Origin of the sequence: Hydrogenophaga pseudoflava (genome assembly GCF_004353865.1) — a bacterium.
GTDB classification, from domain to species: domain Bacteria; phylum Pseudomonadota; class Gammaproteobacteria; order Burkholderiales; family Burkholderiaceae_C; genus Hydrogenophaga; species Hydrogenophaga pseudoflava.
In genome coordinates, this window is record NZ_CP037867.1 from 4,001,458 (window position 1) to 4,017,365 (window position 15,908).

The following is a 15,908-nucleotide window of genomic DNA, read 5'->3' on the forward strand; positions in this document are numbered from 1 at the left end:
CTCAGGGCAGGAGCACGGTGCACCCAGTGGTCTGGCGCGCTTCCAGGCTTTCGTGCGCCTTCCTCACATCGGTCAGTGCGAAGCGCTGGTCGATGCGGATCTTCACCGCGCCGCTGCCCACCACGTCGAACAGGTCGTCGGCCATGGCCTGCGTGCGCTCGCGGCTGCTGATGTGGGTGAACAGAGTTTGGCGCGTGACGTAGATCGAGCCCTTGGGACCCAGGATGCCCGGCGCGAACGGCGCCACCGGGCCGCTGGCGTTGCCGAAGCTGACCATCAGGCCGAACGGCCGCAGGCAGTCCAGCGACTTGTCGAAGGTGTCCTTGCCGACCGAGTCGTAGACCACCTTCACGCCCTGGCCGCTGGTGATCTCCTTCACGCGCGCGGCGAAGTCTTCGGTGCGGTAGTTGATGGTGAACTCGGCGCCGTGCTCGCGCGCCAGTGCACACTTTTCGTCGCTGCCGGCCGTGCCGATCAGGCGCAAGCCCAGGGCCTTGGCCCACTGGCAGGCGATCAGTCCGACGCCGCCGGCCGCGGCATGGAACAGCACGAAGTCGCCCTTCTCCAGACCTTCCACCGGCTTGCAGCGCTTGAGCAGGTACTGCGCGGTCAGACCCTTGAGCATCATGGCTGCACCGGTCTCGAACGAGATGCCGTCGGGCAGCTGGCAGACGTTCATCGCCGGCATCACGCGCACATCGCAGTAGCTGCCGGGCTTGCCCGCCGCGTAGGCCGCGCGGTCGCCGACCTTGAGATGGGTCACGCCCTCGCCCACCGCCTCGATCACTCCCGCACCTTCCATGCCCAGTGCCAGTGGCATGGGGTTGGGGTAGAGGCCGGTGCGCTGGTAGACGTCGATGAAGTTCAGGCCGATGGCGTGGTGGCGGATGCGGATCTCGCCCGGGCCGGGATCGCCGACCTCGACGGTGTCGACAACAAGCTGTTCGGGGCCGCCATGGGCGTGGATGCGCACGGCGCGGCTGGTCTGGGTCATGCAGGTCTCCTCAGGTTGGCAATGCCGCACATGCTGCCACGATTCGCGACCGTCCCGAGGGAGTCAGGCCGTCAGCCCCAGGCCAGCCAGGGGATGCCACCGGTCGCTACAGTGCAGGCATGTCGAACCCCTCCCAGCGCCTGACCCCGGCCACCGCGGCCCTGCTCCTGATACCGCCGCTGCTGTGGGCCGGCAACGCCGTGGTCGGCCGGCTGATGCAGGGCAGCATCCCGCCCATCACCTTCAACTTCCTGCGCTGGGTGCTGGCCTTCGTGATGCTGCTGCCGCTGGCCGCCTGGGTGCTGGCACCGCGCAGCCCGGTGTGGGCGCATGGCCGGCGCTTCGCCGTGCTGGGCCTGACCAGCGTGGCGCTCTACAACGCGTTGCAGTACATGGCGCTCAAGACCTCGACGCCGATCAACGTCACGCTGGTCGCCGCGAGCATGCCAGTGTGGATGATCCTACTGGGACGGCTGTTCTACGGCGTGCCGGTGACGAGGCGCGCCGCCCTGGGTGCGGCGCTGTCGCTGGCCGGGGTGGTCGTGGTGCTGGTGCGCGGCGACTGGCACCAGCTGGGCGCCCTGCAGCTGGTGCCGGGCGACGCCTGGATGCTCGCTGCCTCCATCACCTGGGCCTGGTACAGCTGGATGCTCGCCCGCCCGGCGCCCGGCAGCGAGCCGCCCGAGGTGCGGCGCGACTGGGCCGCCTTCCTGCTCGCCCAGGTGGCCTTCGGACTCACCTGGTCCGCCGCCATGACCACCGGGGAGTGGCTGATGCTGCCGTCCCTGCCCGAGGGCGAACACCACCTGCGCTGGGGCTGGCCGCTGGTGCTGTCGCTGCTGTACGTGGCCATCGGCCCCTCGCTGCTGGCCTACCGGGCCTGGGGCGCGGGTGTGACCCGGGTCGGTCCGACCGTGGCCGGCTTCTTCAGCAACCTCACCCCGCTGTTCGCCGCGCTGATGTCGGCGACCCTGCTGGGTGAGCCGCCGCACCTCTACCACCTGGCCGGCTTCGTGCTGATCGTGGGCGGGATTCTGGTCAGTTCCCGGCGCTGATCAGTAGGTTCCGGGGTACAGCCCGCCGTCGGGCAGGATGTTCTGGCCGTTGAGGTAGCCCGCCTGCCGGCTGCAGAGGAAGGCGCAGATGGCGCCGAACTCCTCGGGCGTGCCGAAGCGCCGGGCCGGTACCAGCGCCAGCTGCGCGGCGCGCACTTCGTCCACGGTCTGGCCGGTCTTGGACGCCGTGCCCGCGATCGTGCCCTGCAGGCGCTCGGTGGCGAACTTGCCGGGCAACAGGTTGTTGATCGTCACGCCCTTGGCCGCGATGCCACTGCGCGCGACACCGGCCACAAAACCCGTGAGGCCGCTGCGCGCGCCGTTGGAGAGGCCCAGGATGTCGATCGGCGCCTTCACCGCGCTGCTGGTGATGTTGACGATGCGGCCAAAACCGCGCGCCGCCATGCCGTCCACGGTGGCCTTGATGAGCTCGATGGGCGTGAGCATGTTGGCGTCCACCGCCTTGATCCAGGCCTCGCGGTCCCACGAGCGGAAATCGCCGGGTGGCGGGCCACCGGCGTTGGTGACCACGATGTCAAAGGCCGTGCCCGGCCCGTCCGGCGCAGCGAACGCGGCGTCGCGCCCCTCCGGCGTGGTGATGTCGGCGGCCACCGCAATCACGGCAACGCCCGGCGAGGCCGCCCGCAGCGCGGCGGCCGAGGCGTCCAGCACCTCGCGGCCACGCGCCACCATCACCACGTTCACGCCCTCGGCCGCCAGCGCCTGCGCGCAGCCCAGCCCGAGGCCCTTGCTCGCGCCGCACACCAGCGCCCATTTGCCTGCAATGCCCAGATCCATGTTTGATTTCTCCTAGTCCTGTTTGGGTTGCGCCGCCTGGCCGCCGAAGCGCGTCACCAGGAACACGCCCGAGACCACCAGCACCGTGCCGGCCACGATCCAGCCGTTGAAAGGCTCTTCCAGAATCAGCACCCCCATGGCGATGGTCGACATCGGCCCGATCATGCCGGTCTGCGCCGCGAGCCCCGCGCCGATGCGCTCGATGGCCATCATCACCATGATCACCGGAGCGAAGGTGCAGGCGGTGGCGTTGAGCACCGACAGCCAGATCACCTCGGGCGCCACCTCGGCGGCGCTCAGTGGCCGCAGCAGCACGAACTGCAGCAGGCACAGCAGACAGGCCACGCTGGTCGCCAGCCCCACCAGCCGCATCGATCCCAGGCGCTTGACCATCTCGCCGCTGTAGACCAGGTAGATCGCGTAGCTGATCGCGCTCAGGAACACCAGCAGCGCGCCCAGCGCCGCGCCCGGGCCGGCGAAGTCGGCCTCGTGGCCGAACACCAGCAGCACCCCCGCGTAGCTCACCGCCATCGCCACCGCCTGCGTCGCGCTGATGCGCCGCCCGTACAGCAGCCAGCCCAGCAGCAGCACCAGCGTGGGGTTGAGGTAGAGGATCAGGCGCTCCAGGCTGGCACTGATGAAGCTCAGGCCCCAGAAGTCCAGGAAGCTGGCGAGGTAGTAGCCCGTCACGCCCAGGCCCAGGATGCCCAGCCAGTCCTTGCGGCTCAGCGGGGGCTTCGCACCGCCGCCCTGCCGGTAGGTGGCCCACCAGGCCAGGGCCAGGAACATCGGCAGCGCGAACAGCATGCGGTACATGATCAGCGTCACCGCGTCGACCCCGTGGCGGTACGCGAGCTTGACGATGATGGCCTTGCCACTGAAGGCGATGGAGCCGGCGCAGGCCAGCAGCAGTCCGGAAACGAGGTGGGGCGGGCGGGTGGCGGTGGCCGTCATCCGGGAATTATCGGCAGGCCACGCCAGGGCCGCTGTCGTGTTCGGCGAAGGGAGCCTTCGCGCTCAGTCTTTGGGAGACGACAGGCGCTCGGCGTCGACGATGCGGTAGGCGCGGCCGATGCGGTCCATCGGCTCGATCAGACCCTCGCGCACGAAGGCGTTGAGCGTGCGGCTGACCGTCTCCAGCTTGAGGTCGAGCATGGCCCCCATGTCCTCGCGCGAGAACAGCGTGCAGAGCGCGGGGTCCTGGTCGGTGCGCATCTTGAGGATCAGGCCGGCCAGGCGCTGGCGCGCGTTGCCGAAGTTGAGGTCGGCCAGCCAGTCGTCGGCTTCTTTGAGGCTGCGGTGCCAGCGCTCCAGCAGGCGCTGGTGCAGGCGCGGTGTCTCGCGGTTCAGGCGCTGGATCACCTGCAGCGGCAGGCGGCAGACCCGCACATTGGTCAGCGCGATGGCGTCGGAATCGTAGGTCGGCCCCATCAGCGCCTCCAGGCCGATCACGTCGCCGCTGCGCAGCACCCGCACGATGCGCTGGCGGCCGTCCACCGTGTTGCGCACCAGCTTGACCATGCCGGCCCGCAGCGTGAACAGCGAGGTGGCGGTTTCGCCCATGCGCACCAGTGCGTGTCCCGGCGCGTATTCGAGGTCGTCGATGGGCGCGTGGATCAGGTTGAAGTCGTCTTCGTGCAGGTCGGCGAACAGCACCATGTCGCGGATGCCGCAGGCGCGGCAGTCGGCGGTGCCGCGCCAGGCCGACTCGGTCTTGATGGGAATCATGGTTCTCAGGGTGTCATTGCACCGGCGGTGTGCAGGCCAGCACCTCGTCCAGCGTGGTCAGGCCTTCGGCGACCCGGGCGGCCCCGGCCAGGCGCAGCGGCCGCATGCCGTCGGTCACGCCCTGGCGGCGCAGGCTCTCCATCTTCGGCTCGCGGTTGACCTTGTCCTTGAAGGCCTCGGTGATGGTCAGCAGTTCGTATAGGCCGGTGCGGCCGCGGAAACCGGTCATGCGGCACTCCACGCAGCCCACCGGCTGGTAGGGCCGATACTTGCCGCTCACCTGCCAGGGCTTGACCAGCTCGGCCAGCGACGAGAGCGAGGCCTCGGTCGCCGCATCATCCTCGCGCACCTTGCACGACGGGCAGAGCGTGCGCACCAGGCGCTGGGCCAGCACCCCGAGCACCGTGGCGTTGATCAGATAAGGCGGAATGCCCAGTTCCATCAGCCGCATGATGGCGCTGGGCGCGTCGTTGGTGTGCAGGGTCGAGAAGACCAGGTGGCCGGTCAGCGCCGCCTGCACCGCCATCTCGGCGGTGGGCAGGTCGCGGATTTCGCCCACCATGATGATGTCCGGGTCCTGGCGCATCAGCGAGCGCAGCCCCTGCGCGAAGTCCAGGTCAAGGTGCGGCTGCACCTGGGTCTGGTTGAAGGCGGGCTCGATCATTTCGATCGGGTCCTCCACCGTGCTGACATTCACCTCTTCGGTCGCCAGCCGCTTGAGTGTGGCGTACAGCGTGGTGGTCTTGCCCGAACCGGTCGGGCCGGTCACCAGGATGATGCCGTGCGGCCGTTTGGTCAGCGCCTCCCAGCGCGGGGCGTCGGTGGACGAGAAACCCAGTGCGGCCAGGTCCTTGACGGTCGCGTCGGGGTCGAAGATGCGCATCACCAGCTTCTCGCCGAAGGCGGTGGGCAGGGTCGAGAGGCGCATTTCCACCTCGTCGCCCTTGCCGCTGCCGCGCTCAGGCCGTAGGGTCTTGATGCGGCCGTCCTGCGGGCGGCGGCGCTCGACCACGTCCATGCGGCCCAGCAGCTTGATGCGTGCGGTCATGGCGTTCATCACCGTCATCGGCATCTGGTAGACCGGGTGCAGCACGCCGTCGATGCGAAAACGGATCACGCCTTGGTCGCGGCGCGGTTCGAGGTGGATGTCGCTGGCGCGCTGGTCGAAGGCGTACTGCCAGAGCCAGTCGACCACCTGCACCACGTGCTGGTCGTTGGCGTCCAGCTTGTTGGCCTTGCCCAGTTCGACCAGCTGCTCGAAGGTGCCGAAGGGGTTGCTCTGGTTGCCCATCTTGCTGGCCGCCCGGACGGACTTGGCCAGGGCAAAGAACTCGGCGGTGTAGCGGGTGACGTCCTGCGGGTTGGACACCACCAGGCGCACGCTCTTGCGCGTCTGGCGTTCGACCTCGGGAATCCAGTCGCGCACGAACGGCTCGGGCGTGGCCACCACCACCTCTGCGGGCCCCACCTGCACCGGCAGCACCTTGTGGCGCTCGGCGTAGGCCGCGCTCATCACGTCGCCCACCTTGCCCACATCGACCTTGAGCGGGTCGATGCGGAAGAACTCCAGACCGCTGCGCACGGCCAGCCACTGCGTGAGCATCTCCACGTCGAGCACCTGGCCGTCCGACTGGCGCGACATGCCCACCACCGCCAGCCGCACCAGCGGATGCTGGGCGCTGTGGGCCGAAGCGCAGCGGGCGATGGTGCGTGCGGCCTCGTCGGCCGAGATCACGGCGTCCTCCCGCAGCCATCCCACCAGAACACGCCAGTCCAGCGGACCGGCGTCGGCGGTTTTCGGGGCGGCGGGCTTGTGGGTGGTTTTCATGCGGGTCTCATTCAACCGGTTTGAAGATGCGCAGCCATTTCACCGCGGGCAGGTCCCAGCGCGTGCGGATCTCTTCCGCGCGGGCCAGCAGTTCCATGCGCGTGGGTCGCTGGGGGGTGCGCTGCGCCAGAACGATGGTATTGCCTTCGCGCGTGGGCTTGAAGGCCCAGACCGCGTCGCGCCCGAACGCGGCGCAGATGCTTTCCAGCGAGCGTTCGTAGCTGGCATCGCGGCCGAACAGGTTCACCGTCATCGCGCCCTCGTCGGTCAGCAGGGCGCGGCAGTCGGTGTAGAAGTCGGGGCTGTCCAGCACCGGCGCCGCCGCCTCGTGGTCATACAGGTCCACCTGCAGCGCATCAATGCGGCCCAGGTGCACGGCCTGGCGAACCTCCTGCGCCGCGTCGGCCAGCAGCACGCGCAGGCGCGGCCCGTCGGGCGGCAGCTTGAACCAGCCGCGGCAGGCGGCGACCACCTGCGGGTTGATCTCCACCGCGGTGGTGTCCATGCGCAACTTTTTGTAATGGAACTTGGTCAGCGCGGCCGAGCCCAGGCCCAGCTGCATGGCACGGCGTCTGGACACCGAATCCGGGTCGACGAACAGCAGCCAGGCCATCATGCGCTGCACATAGTCCAGCTCGATGGCGAAGGGGTCGTCGATGATCATCGAGCCCTGGATCCACTCGGTGCCCAGGTGCAGGAAGCGCACCTCGCCATCCTCGGAGAGCGTGACGTCCGGCAAGGCCCCTGCTGCGGCGCGTGAAGAACTCCTCATCGGGATGCCCCCCACTCACAGGAATGCCACAGCGGCGGCGCAAACGACACATCGTTGCGCGTCAAGGCGCCGGCCGGTCGAAAAAAGTTCGCATGGGCGAAGGAAGATCGCATCGGGACAAGGTGTTCCAGGAGAAAGGATTCATTATGAACATGGAAGTGGTCTGGAATTTCCTCAGCACCCAGGGGGCCGACTTCGGCCTGAAGATCCTGGGCGCGATTGCCGCCTGGGTGGTCGGGCGCTGGCTGATCTCGGTGGCGGTGCGGCTGATTGGCGCCGCCCTGGAAAAGGGCAAAAAAATCGATGCCACCCTCACGCAGTACCTCAAGTCCATCATCTCGGTGCTGCTGACCCTGGTGCTGGTGCTGGCCATTCTGGACATCTTCGGCATCAAGACCACCTCGTTCGCGGCCCTGCTGGCCGGTGCGGGACTGGCCATCGGTGCGGCCTGGAGCGGCATGCTGGGCAACTTCGCGGCCGGGCTGTTCCTGCAGGTGCTGCGCCCCTACAAGGTGGGCGACTTCATCAACGCCGGCGGCACGCTGGGCACGGTGAAGGAGCTCGGCCTGTTCGCCACCACGGTGCTGACGCCGGACAACGTGCTGACCGTGGTGGGCAACAACAAGGTGTTTTCGGACAACGTGCAGAACTTCAGCGCCGAGCCGTACCGGCGCGTGGACTGCGTGGCCAAGGTGGCGAACAGCGTGGACGTGCTGGATGCGATGGCGCGCCTGCGCCCGGTGATCGCCGCGATTCCGAACGTCAAGGCGTCGCCGGCTCCGGACATCGAGATCCTGCAGTTCACGCCCGAAGGCCCGCTGCTGTGCGTGCGTCCGTACACGCACACCGACCACTACTGGCAGGTCTACTTCGACACCCACAAGGCCATCGTGTTGACCTTCGGGGCGGCGGGCTACCCGGTGCCTGAGACGCCCATGGCGCATCGTTCGGTCGGCTGATCTTTTCGTCTGTTTTTTTGCCTGCACCTCGCGGGGAGGTCATCGCACGCCCACAGTGGAGCGGAACTGTGCCTTGGATCGCAGCGGCGGTGCGTTCTGCAAAGCGAGGTCAAGGAGGAGGACCGGGCGCAGCCCGGTCCGGGGGACACGAGCGGCGCAGAGCGCACCGCCGCTGCGAGCCCGCGAGGTATACGCCAGAACAAACTCAAACAAGCCCGTACAGACGAAACACCTCACCCCAAGCCGCCAGCTTGCGATCCAACGACCAACTGGCATTCGCAGGACTCGTCGACGGCAGCTTGTGCACCGGCAGCCCCAGCGCCAGGGTGTGCTTGGCGTGGCGGAAGCTCTCGCCACCGTTGTGGGCGATGGCCACCAGGTTCGGGCACTCGCGGAGCACAAGGCCGAAGTCGTTGAGCTCGGCGTTCCGGATGGCCGTGTCCAGGCTGCCCTCGCGCTCACAGGCGGCGTAGACATCCCAGATGCCCAGCCCGTGGTCGCGCACCACATCCAGCCGCTCGGCGTACCCCATGGCCACCAGGTCCACCGACCAGAGCGCTGCGAGGATCTTCCAGAACTGGTTCTGCGGATGCCCGTAGTAGCGCTGCTCGCGCAGCGAGGCCACGCCCGGGAAGCTGCCCAGCACCAGCAGCCGGGTCTGCAACCCGATCACCGGTGGCAGGCCGACCAGCCGGGTCATGGGGCGACAGGCACCAGCGCCGCCAGCCTCGGCAGCACCCGCCGCGCGTTGGCGGTGGTCGCGGCAGCGAGTTCTTCAGGCGCCATCCCCCGCAACCCGGCGATCACCGCGCCGATGCGCGGCAGCTCGGCCGGCGTGTTCAACCCCTGCGCCCGGCCAGCCGCCCGCTCGGCGGCCGTCGCGTACAGCCAGTGCGGCGGAATGTCCGGCGCGTCGGTCTCCAGCACCAGCGCGGACAGCGGCAGTTCGGCCGCCAGCGCGCGCAGGCGCTTGGCCGGCTCGAAGGTGGACGCGCCGCCGAAGCCCAGCGCGAAGCCCAGGTCGGTGAAGGCGCGCGCCTGCTCGGCGCTGCCACTGAAGGCGTGGGCGATGCCGCCGCCGGTGGGCAGCTCGCGCAGGTGCTTGAGCAGCACGTCCGCGCTGCGCCGCACGTGCAGGATCACAGGCAGCCCGTGCTGGCGCGCCAGCCGCAGCTGGGCGCGGTAGAAGCGCTCCTGCCGCTCGCGCATGGCGGGTTCGCAAAGGGTGGGCACAAAGAAATCCAGCCCGATCTCGCCCACCGCCACCAGGCGCGGGTCGTTGCGGTGTTCGGTCAGCGCCGCGTCCAGCGCATCAAGGTCTTCGTCCGCGGCCCGGGGCACGTACAGCGGGTGGATGCCCAGAGCGTAGGCGTCGCCCAGCCGGTGTGCCAGCCGCCGCACCGTGTCCAGGTTCTGCCGCATCACCGCCGGAATCACGCACAGCCCCACGCCGCGCTGCGCTGCCAGCGTGCGCGCCTGCACGGCGAGCGCGTGATCGGCGCCGAATTCGGGGGCGTCCAGATGGCAGTGCGTGTCGATCCACATCGGGGGTATAACTCCTCGAACGATTGTGCCCCGACCCCCGGGGCCACCAGGCTCCACGGAGGAATTCCCATGCCACTGCGCACCACCCGTTTCTTTTCCATCGCGACCCTGGCCATCGCCGGCACGCTGGGGGCCTGCGCCGCCCCTGCGCCTTCGCCGGCGCCCGAACCGCTGTGGGGCAGCGAGTGGCGGCTGCAGTCCATCGCCGGTCAGGCTGCGCTGCCGCAGCCAGCGGCCACGCTGGTGTTCCCGCAGCCGGGGCAGGCGGTGGGCCACGGCTCCTGCAACCGTTTTTCCGGCGCGGTCGAGATCGACAGGGACCGTTTGACGTTCGGCCCGCTGATGTCCACCAAGATGGCCTGCCTTGGTGGCGCCAGCGAGCAGGAATCGCGCTACCTGGGCGCGCTGCAGAAAGCCCAGCGCTACGAGGTGCAGGGCGACACGCTGCTGATCCACGCGCAGGGCATGGACCAGCCGCTGCGCTTTGTCAGGACAGCACCCCGGAAGTGAGCCGCAGCACCCGGCCGCAGCGCGCGGCCAGGGCGTCGTCGTGGGTGACGACGATGAAGGCCGTGCCCTGGTCGCGGGCCAGCTGCATCATCAGATCGAACACACCGTCGGCGGTGCTGCGGTCCAGGTTGCCGGTGGGTTCGTCGGCCAGCACGCAGGCCGGCTTCGTGACCAGGGCGCGCGCAATCGCCACGCGCTGGCGCTCGCCGCCCGAGAGCTCGGCCGGCCGGTGCAGCAGCCGTTCGGACAACCCGACCTTGGCCAGCACCTGGGCCGCCTGGGCGCCCGCCTCGGCGCGCGGCATGCGGCGGATCCACAGCGGCATGGCGACGTTGTCGCGCGCGCTGAACTCGGGCAGCAGGTGGTGGAACTGGTAGACGAAGCCCAGGTGGCGGTTGCGCAACTCGCCCTGTTGCGCCGCGCTCAGGCCGGCGAGCGGCTGCCTCATCAGCGTGACGCTGCCGGCGGTGGGTGCGTCCAGCCCGCCCAGCAAGTGCAGCAGCGTGCTCTTGCCCGAGCCCGAGGCACCGACGATGGCCACGGTCTCGCCCGCGCGCACCGTGAGGTCCACGCCCTGCAGCACGGTCACGTCCAGCCGGCCTTCGGTGAAGCGCTTGGTCAGGCCTTGCGCCTGGAGAACAACATCATTCATATCGAAGCGCTTCGGCGGGGTTCACGCGGCTGGCGCGCCAGCTCGGGTAGATCGTGGCCACAAACGAGAGGATCAGCGAGATCACCGCGATCGGCAGGATGTCGGCGCGCTGCGGGTCGCTGGGCATGCGGCTGATGAGATAGACGTCCTGCGGCAGGAAGCTGGCGCCCAGCGCGCGCTCGAGCGCCGGCACGATGGTGTCGATGTTGAAGGCGATGCCCAGCCCCAGCAGCAGACCCAGGCCGGTGCCGATCACGCCCACCATGGCGCCCTGCACCATGAACACGCCCATGATGCTTTTCGGGCTCGCGCCCAGGGTGCGCAGGATGGCGATGTCGGCGCGCTTGTCGGTCACCGTCATCACCAGCGTCGACACCAGGTTGAACGCCGCCACAGCCACGATGAGGGTGAGGATGATGAACATCATGCGTTTTTCCAGCTGCACAGCCGCGAACCAGGTGCGGTTCTGGCGCGTCCAGTCCTTCACCAGCATGCCCTCGGGCAACTGGCCGGCCAGCGAGATCGCCACCTCGCGCGCCTGGTGCAGGTCGCGGATCTTGATGCGCACGCCCGTCGGCCCTTCTACGCGGAAGATGCGCGCCGCGTCCTCGACGTGCAGCAGCGCCAGCGCCGAGTCGTACTCGTAGTGGCCGGAATCGAAGGTGCCGACCACGTTCATCTGCCGCACCCGCGGCACCACGCCGGCCGGTGTGACCTGGCCGCTGGGCGCGATCAGCGTGACCGTGTCGCCCGTGCCCACGCCCAGGCTGCGCGCCAGTTCGCCACCCAGGATCACGCCGAAGCCGCCTGGCACCAGCCGCGGCAGCGAGGTCTGCGACAGGTCTTTGGCGAGGTCGGCCACCTGCGGCTCCTGCGCCGGGTCGATGCCGCGCACGATGGCGCCCTTCATGTCCTCGCCGCGCGCCAGCAGCGCCTGCGCGCCCACATAGGGCGCGGCACCGACCACTTCAGGGTGCTGGCGCACGGTGGTCAGCACCGCACCGAGGTCGGGAATGGCCTGGCCGCTGGCGTCGTACAGCTCGATGTGCGAGAGCACGCCCAGCATGCGGTCGCGCACCTCTTTCTGGAAGCCGTTCATCACCGACAGCACCACGATGAGCGCCGCCACACCGAGCGCGATGCCCAGCATGGACACGCCCGAGATGAAGGAGATGAAGCCGTTGCGCCGGGTGGCGCGGCCGGCGCGCGTGTAGCGCCAGCCGAGGATGAGTTCGTAAGGGGTTTGCATCGATGAAATCCAGCGGCGATTGTGGCATCCCCGACAATCCCGGCTGTTCCCCCGTCCGGCTTGTCCCTCCGTGTCCCACCACCTGCTGACCCCCTTTGCCGCCGCCAGCGCCCCCGAATGCCAGGCGCTGCTCCCCGGCCTGAAACTCCCCAACCTGCAGGCCCTGCTGGCCCGCCTGGCCGAGCAGCCCGCCGACCGGGGCGACGACCACCAGCTCACCCCGCCGCACGAGCGGGCCCTGGCCCGCGCGCTGGGCCTGCCGGTGGCCGACGGTCAGATTCCCTGGGCCGCTGCGCAGAGCGAAGCGCCCACCGTGCCCCAGGCCTGGTTCAGCCTCTGCCACTACCAGGTCGGCATGGAACAGGTGACCCTGCTGCCCGGCGCACAACTGGTGCTGGACGACGCCGACTCGCACGCCCTGTTCGAGGCCTTCGAGCCGCTGTGCGCCGAAGACGGCCTCACGCTGCGGCGGGAGAGCGCCACCGAGTGGCACGCCAGCGGCGAGCCGCTGCGTGGCATCGCCTGCGCCAGCCTGGACCGGGTGAGCGGGCGCATGGTGGACGCCTGGCTGGCCGAGAGCCCTGCCAACCCGGCGGGTGCGCGCCTGCTCAAGCGCCTGCAGAGCGAGGCGCAGATGCTGTTCTACACCCACCCGGCGCACGACGCCCGCACCGCGCGCGGCCTGCTGCCGGTCAACGGTTTCTGGGTACACGGCGCAGGTGCGCTGGCCGCGCCCCCCGCGCTGGCCGAGGCCCCGGACATGCCCGACACCCTGCGCCAGGCCGCGCTGCGCGGTGACTGGGCCGGCTGGCAGCAGGCCTGGCAGGCGCTGGACGCGGGCGAGATCGCCGCGCTGCTGGCGGCCGCCCAGCGCGGCGAGCCCGTCACCCTCACCCTCTGCGGCGAACGCCACGCCCGCACCTGGACCACCGCCCCGGCGGGCGCGTTCGCGCGCCTCGGCCGTTCGATCAAGCATCTGTTCGGCACCACGCCGGTCAGCGACACCCTGAAAGACCTATGAAGATCATCACCCGCGACGTGCCACCGCGCGCCGCCTGGGCGCTGGAGCAGGCCGGCCTGCACCCGCTGCTGGCCCGCCTGTTCGCCGCCCGAGGCATCACCGCCAAGGAACAGCTGGACGACGCGTTGTCCCTGCTGATCCCGCCCACGCAGATGCTGAACGCCACCACCGCCGCGAAGCAGCTGGCCGACGCCATGGCCGCTGGCCAGCGCCTGTGCATCGTGGCCGACTACGACTGCGACGGCGCCACCGCCTGCGCCGTCGGCGTGCGCGGGTTGAAACTGCTGGGCGCCCCCATGGGCTGGGACAAGGTCGAGTACCTGGTGCCCGACCGCGTGACCGACGGCTACGGCCTCACGCCGTCGATTGCGCAGCGCGTCAAGCAGAGCGGCGCGGACTGGCTGGTGACAGTGGACAACGGCATCGCCAGCGTGGCCGGCGTGCGCGCCGCGCGCGCGGCGGGCCTGAACGTGCTGGTGACCGACCACCACCTGCCCGCCGTCATCGACGGCGCGGTCACGCTGCCGACCGACTGCACCATCGTCAACCCCAACCAGCCGGGCTGCGGCTTCGAGAGCAAAAGCATCGCGGGCGTGGGCGTGATGTTCTACGTGCTGCTGGCGCTGCGCGCCGAGCTGCGCGAACGCGGTGTGTTCGACGCAAAAACGCAGCCCAAGATCGACACGCTGCTGCCCCTTGTCGCTCTCGGCACCGTGGCCGATGTGGTCAAACTCGACGCGAACAACCGCCGCCTCGTCGCCCAGGGCCTCAAGCGTGTGCGCGCCAGCGCCATGCCGCCGGGCATGGCCGCGCTGTTCGCCGTGGCCGCGCGCCAACCGGCCAAGGCCAGCGCCTTCGACTTCGGCTTTGCGCTGGGCCCGCGCCTGAACGCCGCCGGCCGCCTGGCCGACATGACGCTGGGCATCGAATGCCTGCTGACCGACGACCCCGGTCGCGCCGACGAACTGGCGCGCACGCTGGACGGCATCAACCGCGAGCGCAAGACGATTGAAGGCGAGATGCGCGAGCAGGCGCTGATGATCGTGGAGGAGCTGTTCGACGAGAGCGAGGAGCCGCCACCGGCCATCACCGTGTTCGATCCCGACTTCCACGAGGGCGTGGTCGGCATCGTGGCCTCGCGCCTGAAGGACAAGCTGCACCGCCCGACTTTTGTGTTCGCGGCCAGCGGCGCCGAGGGCAAGGAGCACGAGCTCAAGGGCTCAGGCCGCTCCATCCCCGGTTTCCACCTGCGCGACGCGCTGGACCTGGTGGCCAAGCGCCATCCGGGGGTGCTGCTGCGCTTCGGCGGCCACGCCATGGCCGCCGGCTGCACGATTGACGAAGAACACATCGACACCTTCGAGCAAGCCTTTGCACAGGTGGCCCACGAGTGGCTGGACGCGGCCACGCTGCAGCGTCGGCTGGAAGCCGATGGCGTGCTCGACAGGCAGTACCGGCGTCCGGACCTGGTGGACACGCTGCACGCCGAGGTCTGGGGCCAGGGTTTTGCCCCGCCGGTGTTCTGCGAGGAGGTGCAGGTGGTGAGCCAGCGGCTGGTGGGCGAGAAGCACCTGTCGGTGAAGCTCAAGCACCAGGGCGACCAGGTCGACGGGATCTGGTTCGGTCACACGGAACCGCTGCCGTCGACGGTGAAGATTGCGTTCCGGCTGGATGCGGACGAGTGGCAGGGGCAGCGGCGGGTCCGGTTTTTGATCGAGGCGGCGGAGGTCTGAGGTCCTTTCACGCCGGCACTTGGGCGTTGCTGGGGAGGGCGGCCGGCACTGTTCCGCTCATGTCCCCCGACGGCCTTCGGCCGTCTCCTCCTTTACTTCGCTGCACAGCACCGTCCACCCTCCCCAGCCCGTGACATGGTCTGCGCTCCCCGACTGGCTCCCGCCAGGAGGTCAGCGGTGGCTGGGGTGACCGGCGCAGCGAAGTAAAGGAGGAGGATCGGGCACGGCCCGATCCGGGGGACATGAGCGGAGCCGGTCACCCGAGTCGCCGCTGACCGGAGCTCCGTCAACGCCAACAAAGCGGCGAACGGAAAGTCAGCCGACCAGCGACTCCCGCACCGCCGCCAGCTGACGGCGCGACACCGCCAGCCGCTCGTCGCAGCCATCGAGGCGCACCGTCCAGCCCTCGCCCTCCACCGGATCGTTGTGCTTCTCCACCGCCCGCACACAGCGCCGCGCCACCAGCGCGTTGCGGTGCACCCGCACGAACAGGTGGGCGTACTTCTGCTCCAGATCGCTCAGCGCGCCGTCGTAGATGTGCTCCTTCTCCGCCGTGCGCACGGTGATGTACTTCAGCTCGGCCTTCAGGTAGATCACCTCCGACAGCGCCACCCGCTCGCTGCGGCCCCGCTCCTGGATCAGCAGGCTCTCGGTTCCCCCGCCCGCCTCCGACGGCTCCGCCGTCATCAGCCGCTGCACCTTCTGCAGGGCCTGCTGCAGGCGCTCCAGACGCACCGGCTTGGTCAGGTAGTCGACCGCATCCAGCTCGAAGGCATGCACCGCATGTTCGGCGTGCGCGGTCACGAACACCACCCGGGGCGGGGCGGCCATCGAGCGCAGGTTCTCCGCCAGTGCCATGCCGTCCACGCCCGGCATGTGAATGTCCAGCAGCAGCAGGTCGCAGGGCGCGCGCTGGATCTGGTCCATCGCCTGCACCGCGTTGCCAGCCTCGCCGACCACCTCGGCGCGCGGATCGGTGCAGTCGCCCAGCAGCGTGCGCAGCCGCGACCGCGCCAGCGCTTCGTCGTCCACGATCAGTACCTTGAGTGCCATGTCACGCTCCG

At 69.5% G+C, this 15,908-nt stretch carries 16 protein-coding genes; 5 read left to right on the forward strand and 11 right to left on the reverse strand.

What is annotated here, in order from left to right; genetic code table 11:
• Position 1: 1 nt before the first annotated feature.
• Positions 2 to 994 carry a quinone oxidoreductase family protein gene (locus HPF_RS19210; RefSeq protein ID WP_133157549.1) on the reverse strand — a complete coding sequence of 331 codons (993 nt, stop codon included), beginning with the start codon at positions 992 to 994 and terminating at the stop codon, positions 2 to 4.
• Between the two features lie 119 nt (positions 995 to 1,113).
• Here HPF_RS19210 and HPF_RS19215 point away from each other — a divergent pair, with 119 nt between their 5' ends.
• On the forward strand, positions 1,114 to 2,049 hold the full coding sequence (locus tag HPF_RS19215; protein ID WP_133157550.1) for a DMT family transporter: 936 nt from the start codon (positions 1,114 to 1,116) through the stop codon (positions 2,047 to 2,049).
• Here the strand turns inward: HPF_RS19215 and HPF_RS19220 are convergent, their stop codons facing one another.
• The 5 genes from HPF_RS19220 to HPF_RS19240 form a co-directional block, all read right to left on the reverse strand.
• A complete protein-coding gene (locus tag HPF_RS19220) occupies positions 2,050 to 2,847 on the reverse strand; it encodes an SDR family oxidoreductase (protein WP_079365534.1) in 798 nt (265 codons plus the stop codon). It lies immediately after the preceding gene.
• Positions 2,848 to 2,859: 12 nt separating this feature from the next.
• Positions 2,860 to 3,801, reverse strand: a complete 942-nt coding sequence (locus tag HPF_RS19225; RefSeq protein ID WP_133157551.1) for a DMT family transporter — start codon at positions 3,799 to 3,801, stop codon at positions 2,860 to 2,862.
• Positions 3,802 to 3,864: 63 nt separating this feature from the next.
• Entirely contained in the window at positions 3,865 to 4,575 is a 711-nt protein-coding gene (locus HPF_RS19230; protein WP_133157552.1) for a Crp/Fnr family transcriptional regulator, read from the reverse strand.
• Between the two features lie 13 nt (positions 4,576 to 4,588).
• Positions 4,589 to 6,403, reverse strand: a complete 1,815-nt coding sequence (tfpB, locus tag HPF_RS19235; protein WP_133157553.1) for a type IV pilus assembly ATPase TfpB — start codon at positions 6,401 to 6,403, stop codon at positions 4,589 to 4,591.
• A gap of 7 nt (positions 6,404 to 6,410) precedes the next feature.
• Positions 6,411 to 7,175 carry a class I SAM-dependent methyltransferase gene (locus tag HPF_RS19240; RefSeq protein ID WP_133157554.1) on the reverse strand — a complete coding sequence of 255 codons (765 nt, stop codon included), beginning with the start codon at positions 7,173 to 7,175 and terminating at the stop codon, positions 6,411 to 6,413.
• Between the two features lie 146 nt (positions 7,176 to 7,321).
• Here HPF_RS19240 and HPF_RS19245 point away from each other — a divergent pair, with 146 nt between their 5' ends.
• Positions 7,322 to 8,134: a mechanosensitive ion channel family protein gene (locus tag HPF_RS19245; protein ID WP_133157555.1), complete on the forward strand. Its 813-nt coding sequence runs from the start codon at positions 7,322 to 7,324 to the stop codon at positions 8,132 to 8,134.
• 205 nt (positions 8,135 to 8,339) lie between these two features.
• On the opposite strand, the gene HPF_RS19250 is transcribed toward HPF_RS19245, so the two are convergent.
• Complete coding sequence (locus tag HPF_RS19250) at positions 8,340 to 8,834, reverse strand: DNA-deoxyinosine glycosylase (protein WP_133157556.1); 495 nt, start codon at positions 8,832 to 8,834, stop codon at positions 8,340 to 8,342.
• Entirely contained in the window at positions 8,831 to 9,679 is an 849-nt protein-coding gene (locus HPF_RS19255; RefSeq protein ID WP_133157557.1) for a TatD family hydrolase, read from the reverse strand. Before HPF_RS19255 ends, HPF_RS19250 begins: the two co-directional genes overlap by 4 nt.
• A gap of 69 nt (positions 9,680 to 9,748) precedes the next feature.
• On the opposite strand from HPF_RS19255, the gene HPF_RS19260 reads away from it, so the two are divergent.
• The gene (locus tag HPF_RS19260) at positions 9,749 to 10,189 is read left to right on the forward strand and encodes an META domain-containing protein (RefSeq protein WP_165961743.1); all 441 of its coding nucleotides are present in this window, start codon (positions 9,749 to 9,751) and stop codon (positions 10,187 to 10,189) included.
• Here HPF_RS19260 and lolD read toward each other — a convergent pair.
• Positions 10,167 to 10,841, reverse strand: coding sequence for a lipoprotein-releasing ABC transporter ATP-binding protein LolD (gene lolD, locus HPF_RS19265; RefSeq protein ID WP_133157559.1), 675 nt, complete (start codon positions 10,839 to 10,841; stop codon positions 10,167 to 10,169). The genes HPF_RS19260 and lolD overlap by 23 nt on opposite strands.
• Complete coding sequence (locus tag HPF_RS19270; protein WP_133157560.1) at positions 10,834 to 12,090, reverse strand: lipoprotein-releasing ABC transporter permease subunit; 1,257 nt, start codon at positions 12,088 to 12,090, stop codon at positions 10,834 to 10,836. Before HPF_RS19270 ends, lolD begins: the two co-directional genes overlap by 8 nt.
• A gap of 70 nt (positions 12,091 to 12,160) precedes the next feature.
• Here HPF_RS19270 and HPF_RS19275 point away from each other — a divergent pair, with 70 nt between their 5' ends.
• Together HPF_RS19275 and recJ are read left to right on the forward strand one after the other, a co-directional pair.
• Complete coding sequence (locus HPF_RS19275) at positions 12,161 to 13,111, forward strand: hypothetical protein (RefSeq protein ID WP_079365543.1); 951 nt, start codon at positions 12,161 to 12,163, stop codon at positions 13,109 to 13,111.
• On the forward strand, positions 13,108 to 14,844 hold the full coding sequence (gene recJ / locus HPF_RS19280) for a single-stranded-DNA-specific exonuclease RecJ (protein ID WP_133157561.1): 1,737 nt from the start codon (positions 13,108 to 13,110) through the stop codon (positions 14,842 to 14,844). The genes HPF_RS19275 and recJ overlap by 4 nt, the downstream gene beginning before the upstream one ends.
• A 315-nt stretch (positions 14,845 to 15,159) precedes the next feature.
• Here the strand turns inward: recJ and HPF_RS19285 are convergent, their stop codons facing one another.
• Positions 15,160 to 15,897 (reverse strand): LytR/AlgR family response regulator transcription factor, encoded by a 738-nt coding sequence (locus HPF_RS19285; RefSeq protein ID WP_066153140.1) that lies wholly within the window; start codon positions 15,895 to 15,897, stop codon positions 15,160 to 15,162.
• Between the last annotated feature and the right edge of the window lie 11 nt (positions 15,898 to 15,908).

Bases quoted from the DNA above. Each gene is read 5' to 3' on its own strand.
- HPF_RS19210 (WP_133157549.1), bottom strand. From the start codon at position 994: ATGACCCAGACCAGCCGCGCCGTGCGCATCCACGCCCATGGCGGCCCC.
- HPF_RS19215 (WP_133157550.1), top strand. From the start codon at position 1,114: ATGTCGAACCCCTCCCAGCGCCTGACCCCGGCCACCGCGGCCCTGCTC.
- HPF_RS19220 (WP_079365534.1), bottom strand. From the start codon at position 2,847: ATGGATCTGGGCATTGCAGGCAAATGGGCGCTGGTGTGCGGCGCGAGC.
- HPF_RS19225 (WP_133157551.1), bottom strand. From the start codon at position 3,801: ATGACGGCCACCGCCACCCGCCCGCCCCACCTCGTTTCCGGACTGCTG.
- HPF_RS19230 (WP_133157552.1), bottom strand. From the start codon at position 4,575: ATGATTCCCATCAAGACCGAGTCGGCCTGGCGCGGCACCGCCGACTGC.
- tfpB (WP_133157553.1), bottom strand. From the start codon at position 6,403: ATGAAAACCACCCACAAGCCCGCCGCCCCGAAAACCGCCGACGCCGGT.
- HPF_RS19240 (WP_133157554.1), bottom strand. From the start codon at position 7,175: ATGAGGAGTTCTTCACGCGCCGCAGCAGGGGCCTTGCCGGACGTCACG.
- HPF_RS19245 (WP_133157555.1), top strand. From the start codon at position 7,322: ATGAACATGGAAGTGGTCTGGAATTTCCTCAGCACCCAGGGGGCCGAC.
- HPF_RS19250 (WP_133157556.1), bottom strand. From the start codon at position 8,834: ATGACCCGGCTGGTCGGCCTGCCACCGGTGATCGGGTTGCAGACCCGG.
- HPF_RS19255 (WP_133157557.1), bottom strand. From the start codon at position 9,679: ATGTGGATCGACACGCACTGCCATCTGGACGCCCCCGAATTCGGCGCC.
- HPF_RS19260 (WP_165961743.1), top strand. From the start codon at position 9,749: ATGCCACTGCGCACCACCCGTTTCTTTTCCATCGCGACCCTGGCCATC.
- lolD (WP_133157559.1), bottom strand. From the start codon at position 10,841: ATGAATGATGTTGTTCTCCAGGCGCAAGGCCTGACCAAGCGCTTCACC.
- HPF_RS19270 (WP_133157560.1), bottom strand. From the start codon at position 12,090: ATGCAAACCCCTTACGAACTCATCCTCGGCTGGCGCTACACGCGCGCC.
- recJ (WP_133157561.1), top strand. From the start codon at position 13,108: ATGAAGATCATCACCCGCGACGTGCCACCGCGCGCCGCCTGGGCGCTG.
- HPF_RS19285 (WP_066153140.1), bottom strand. From the start codon at position 15,897: ATGGCACTCAAGGTACTGATCGTGGACGACGAAGCGCTGGCGCGGTCG.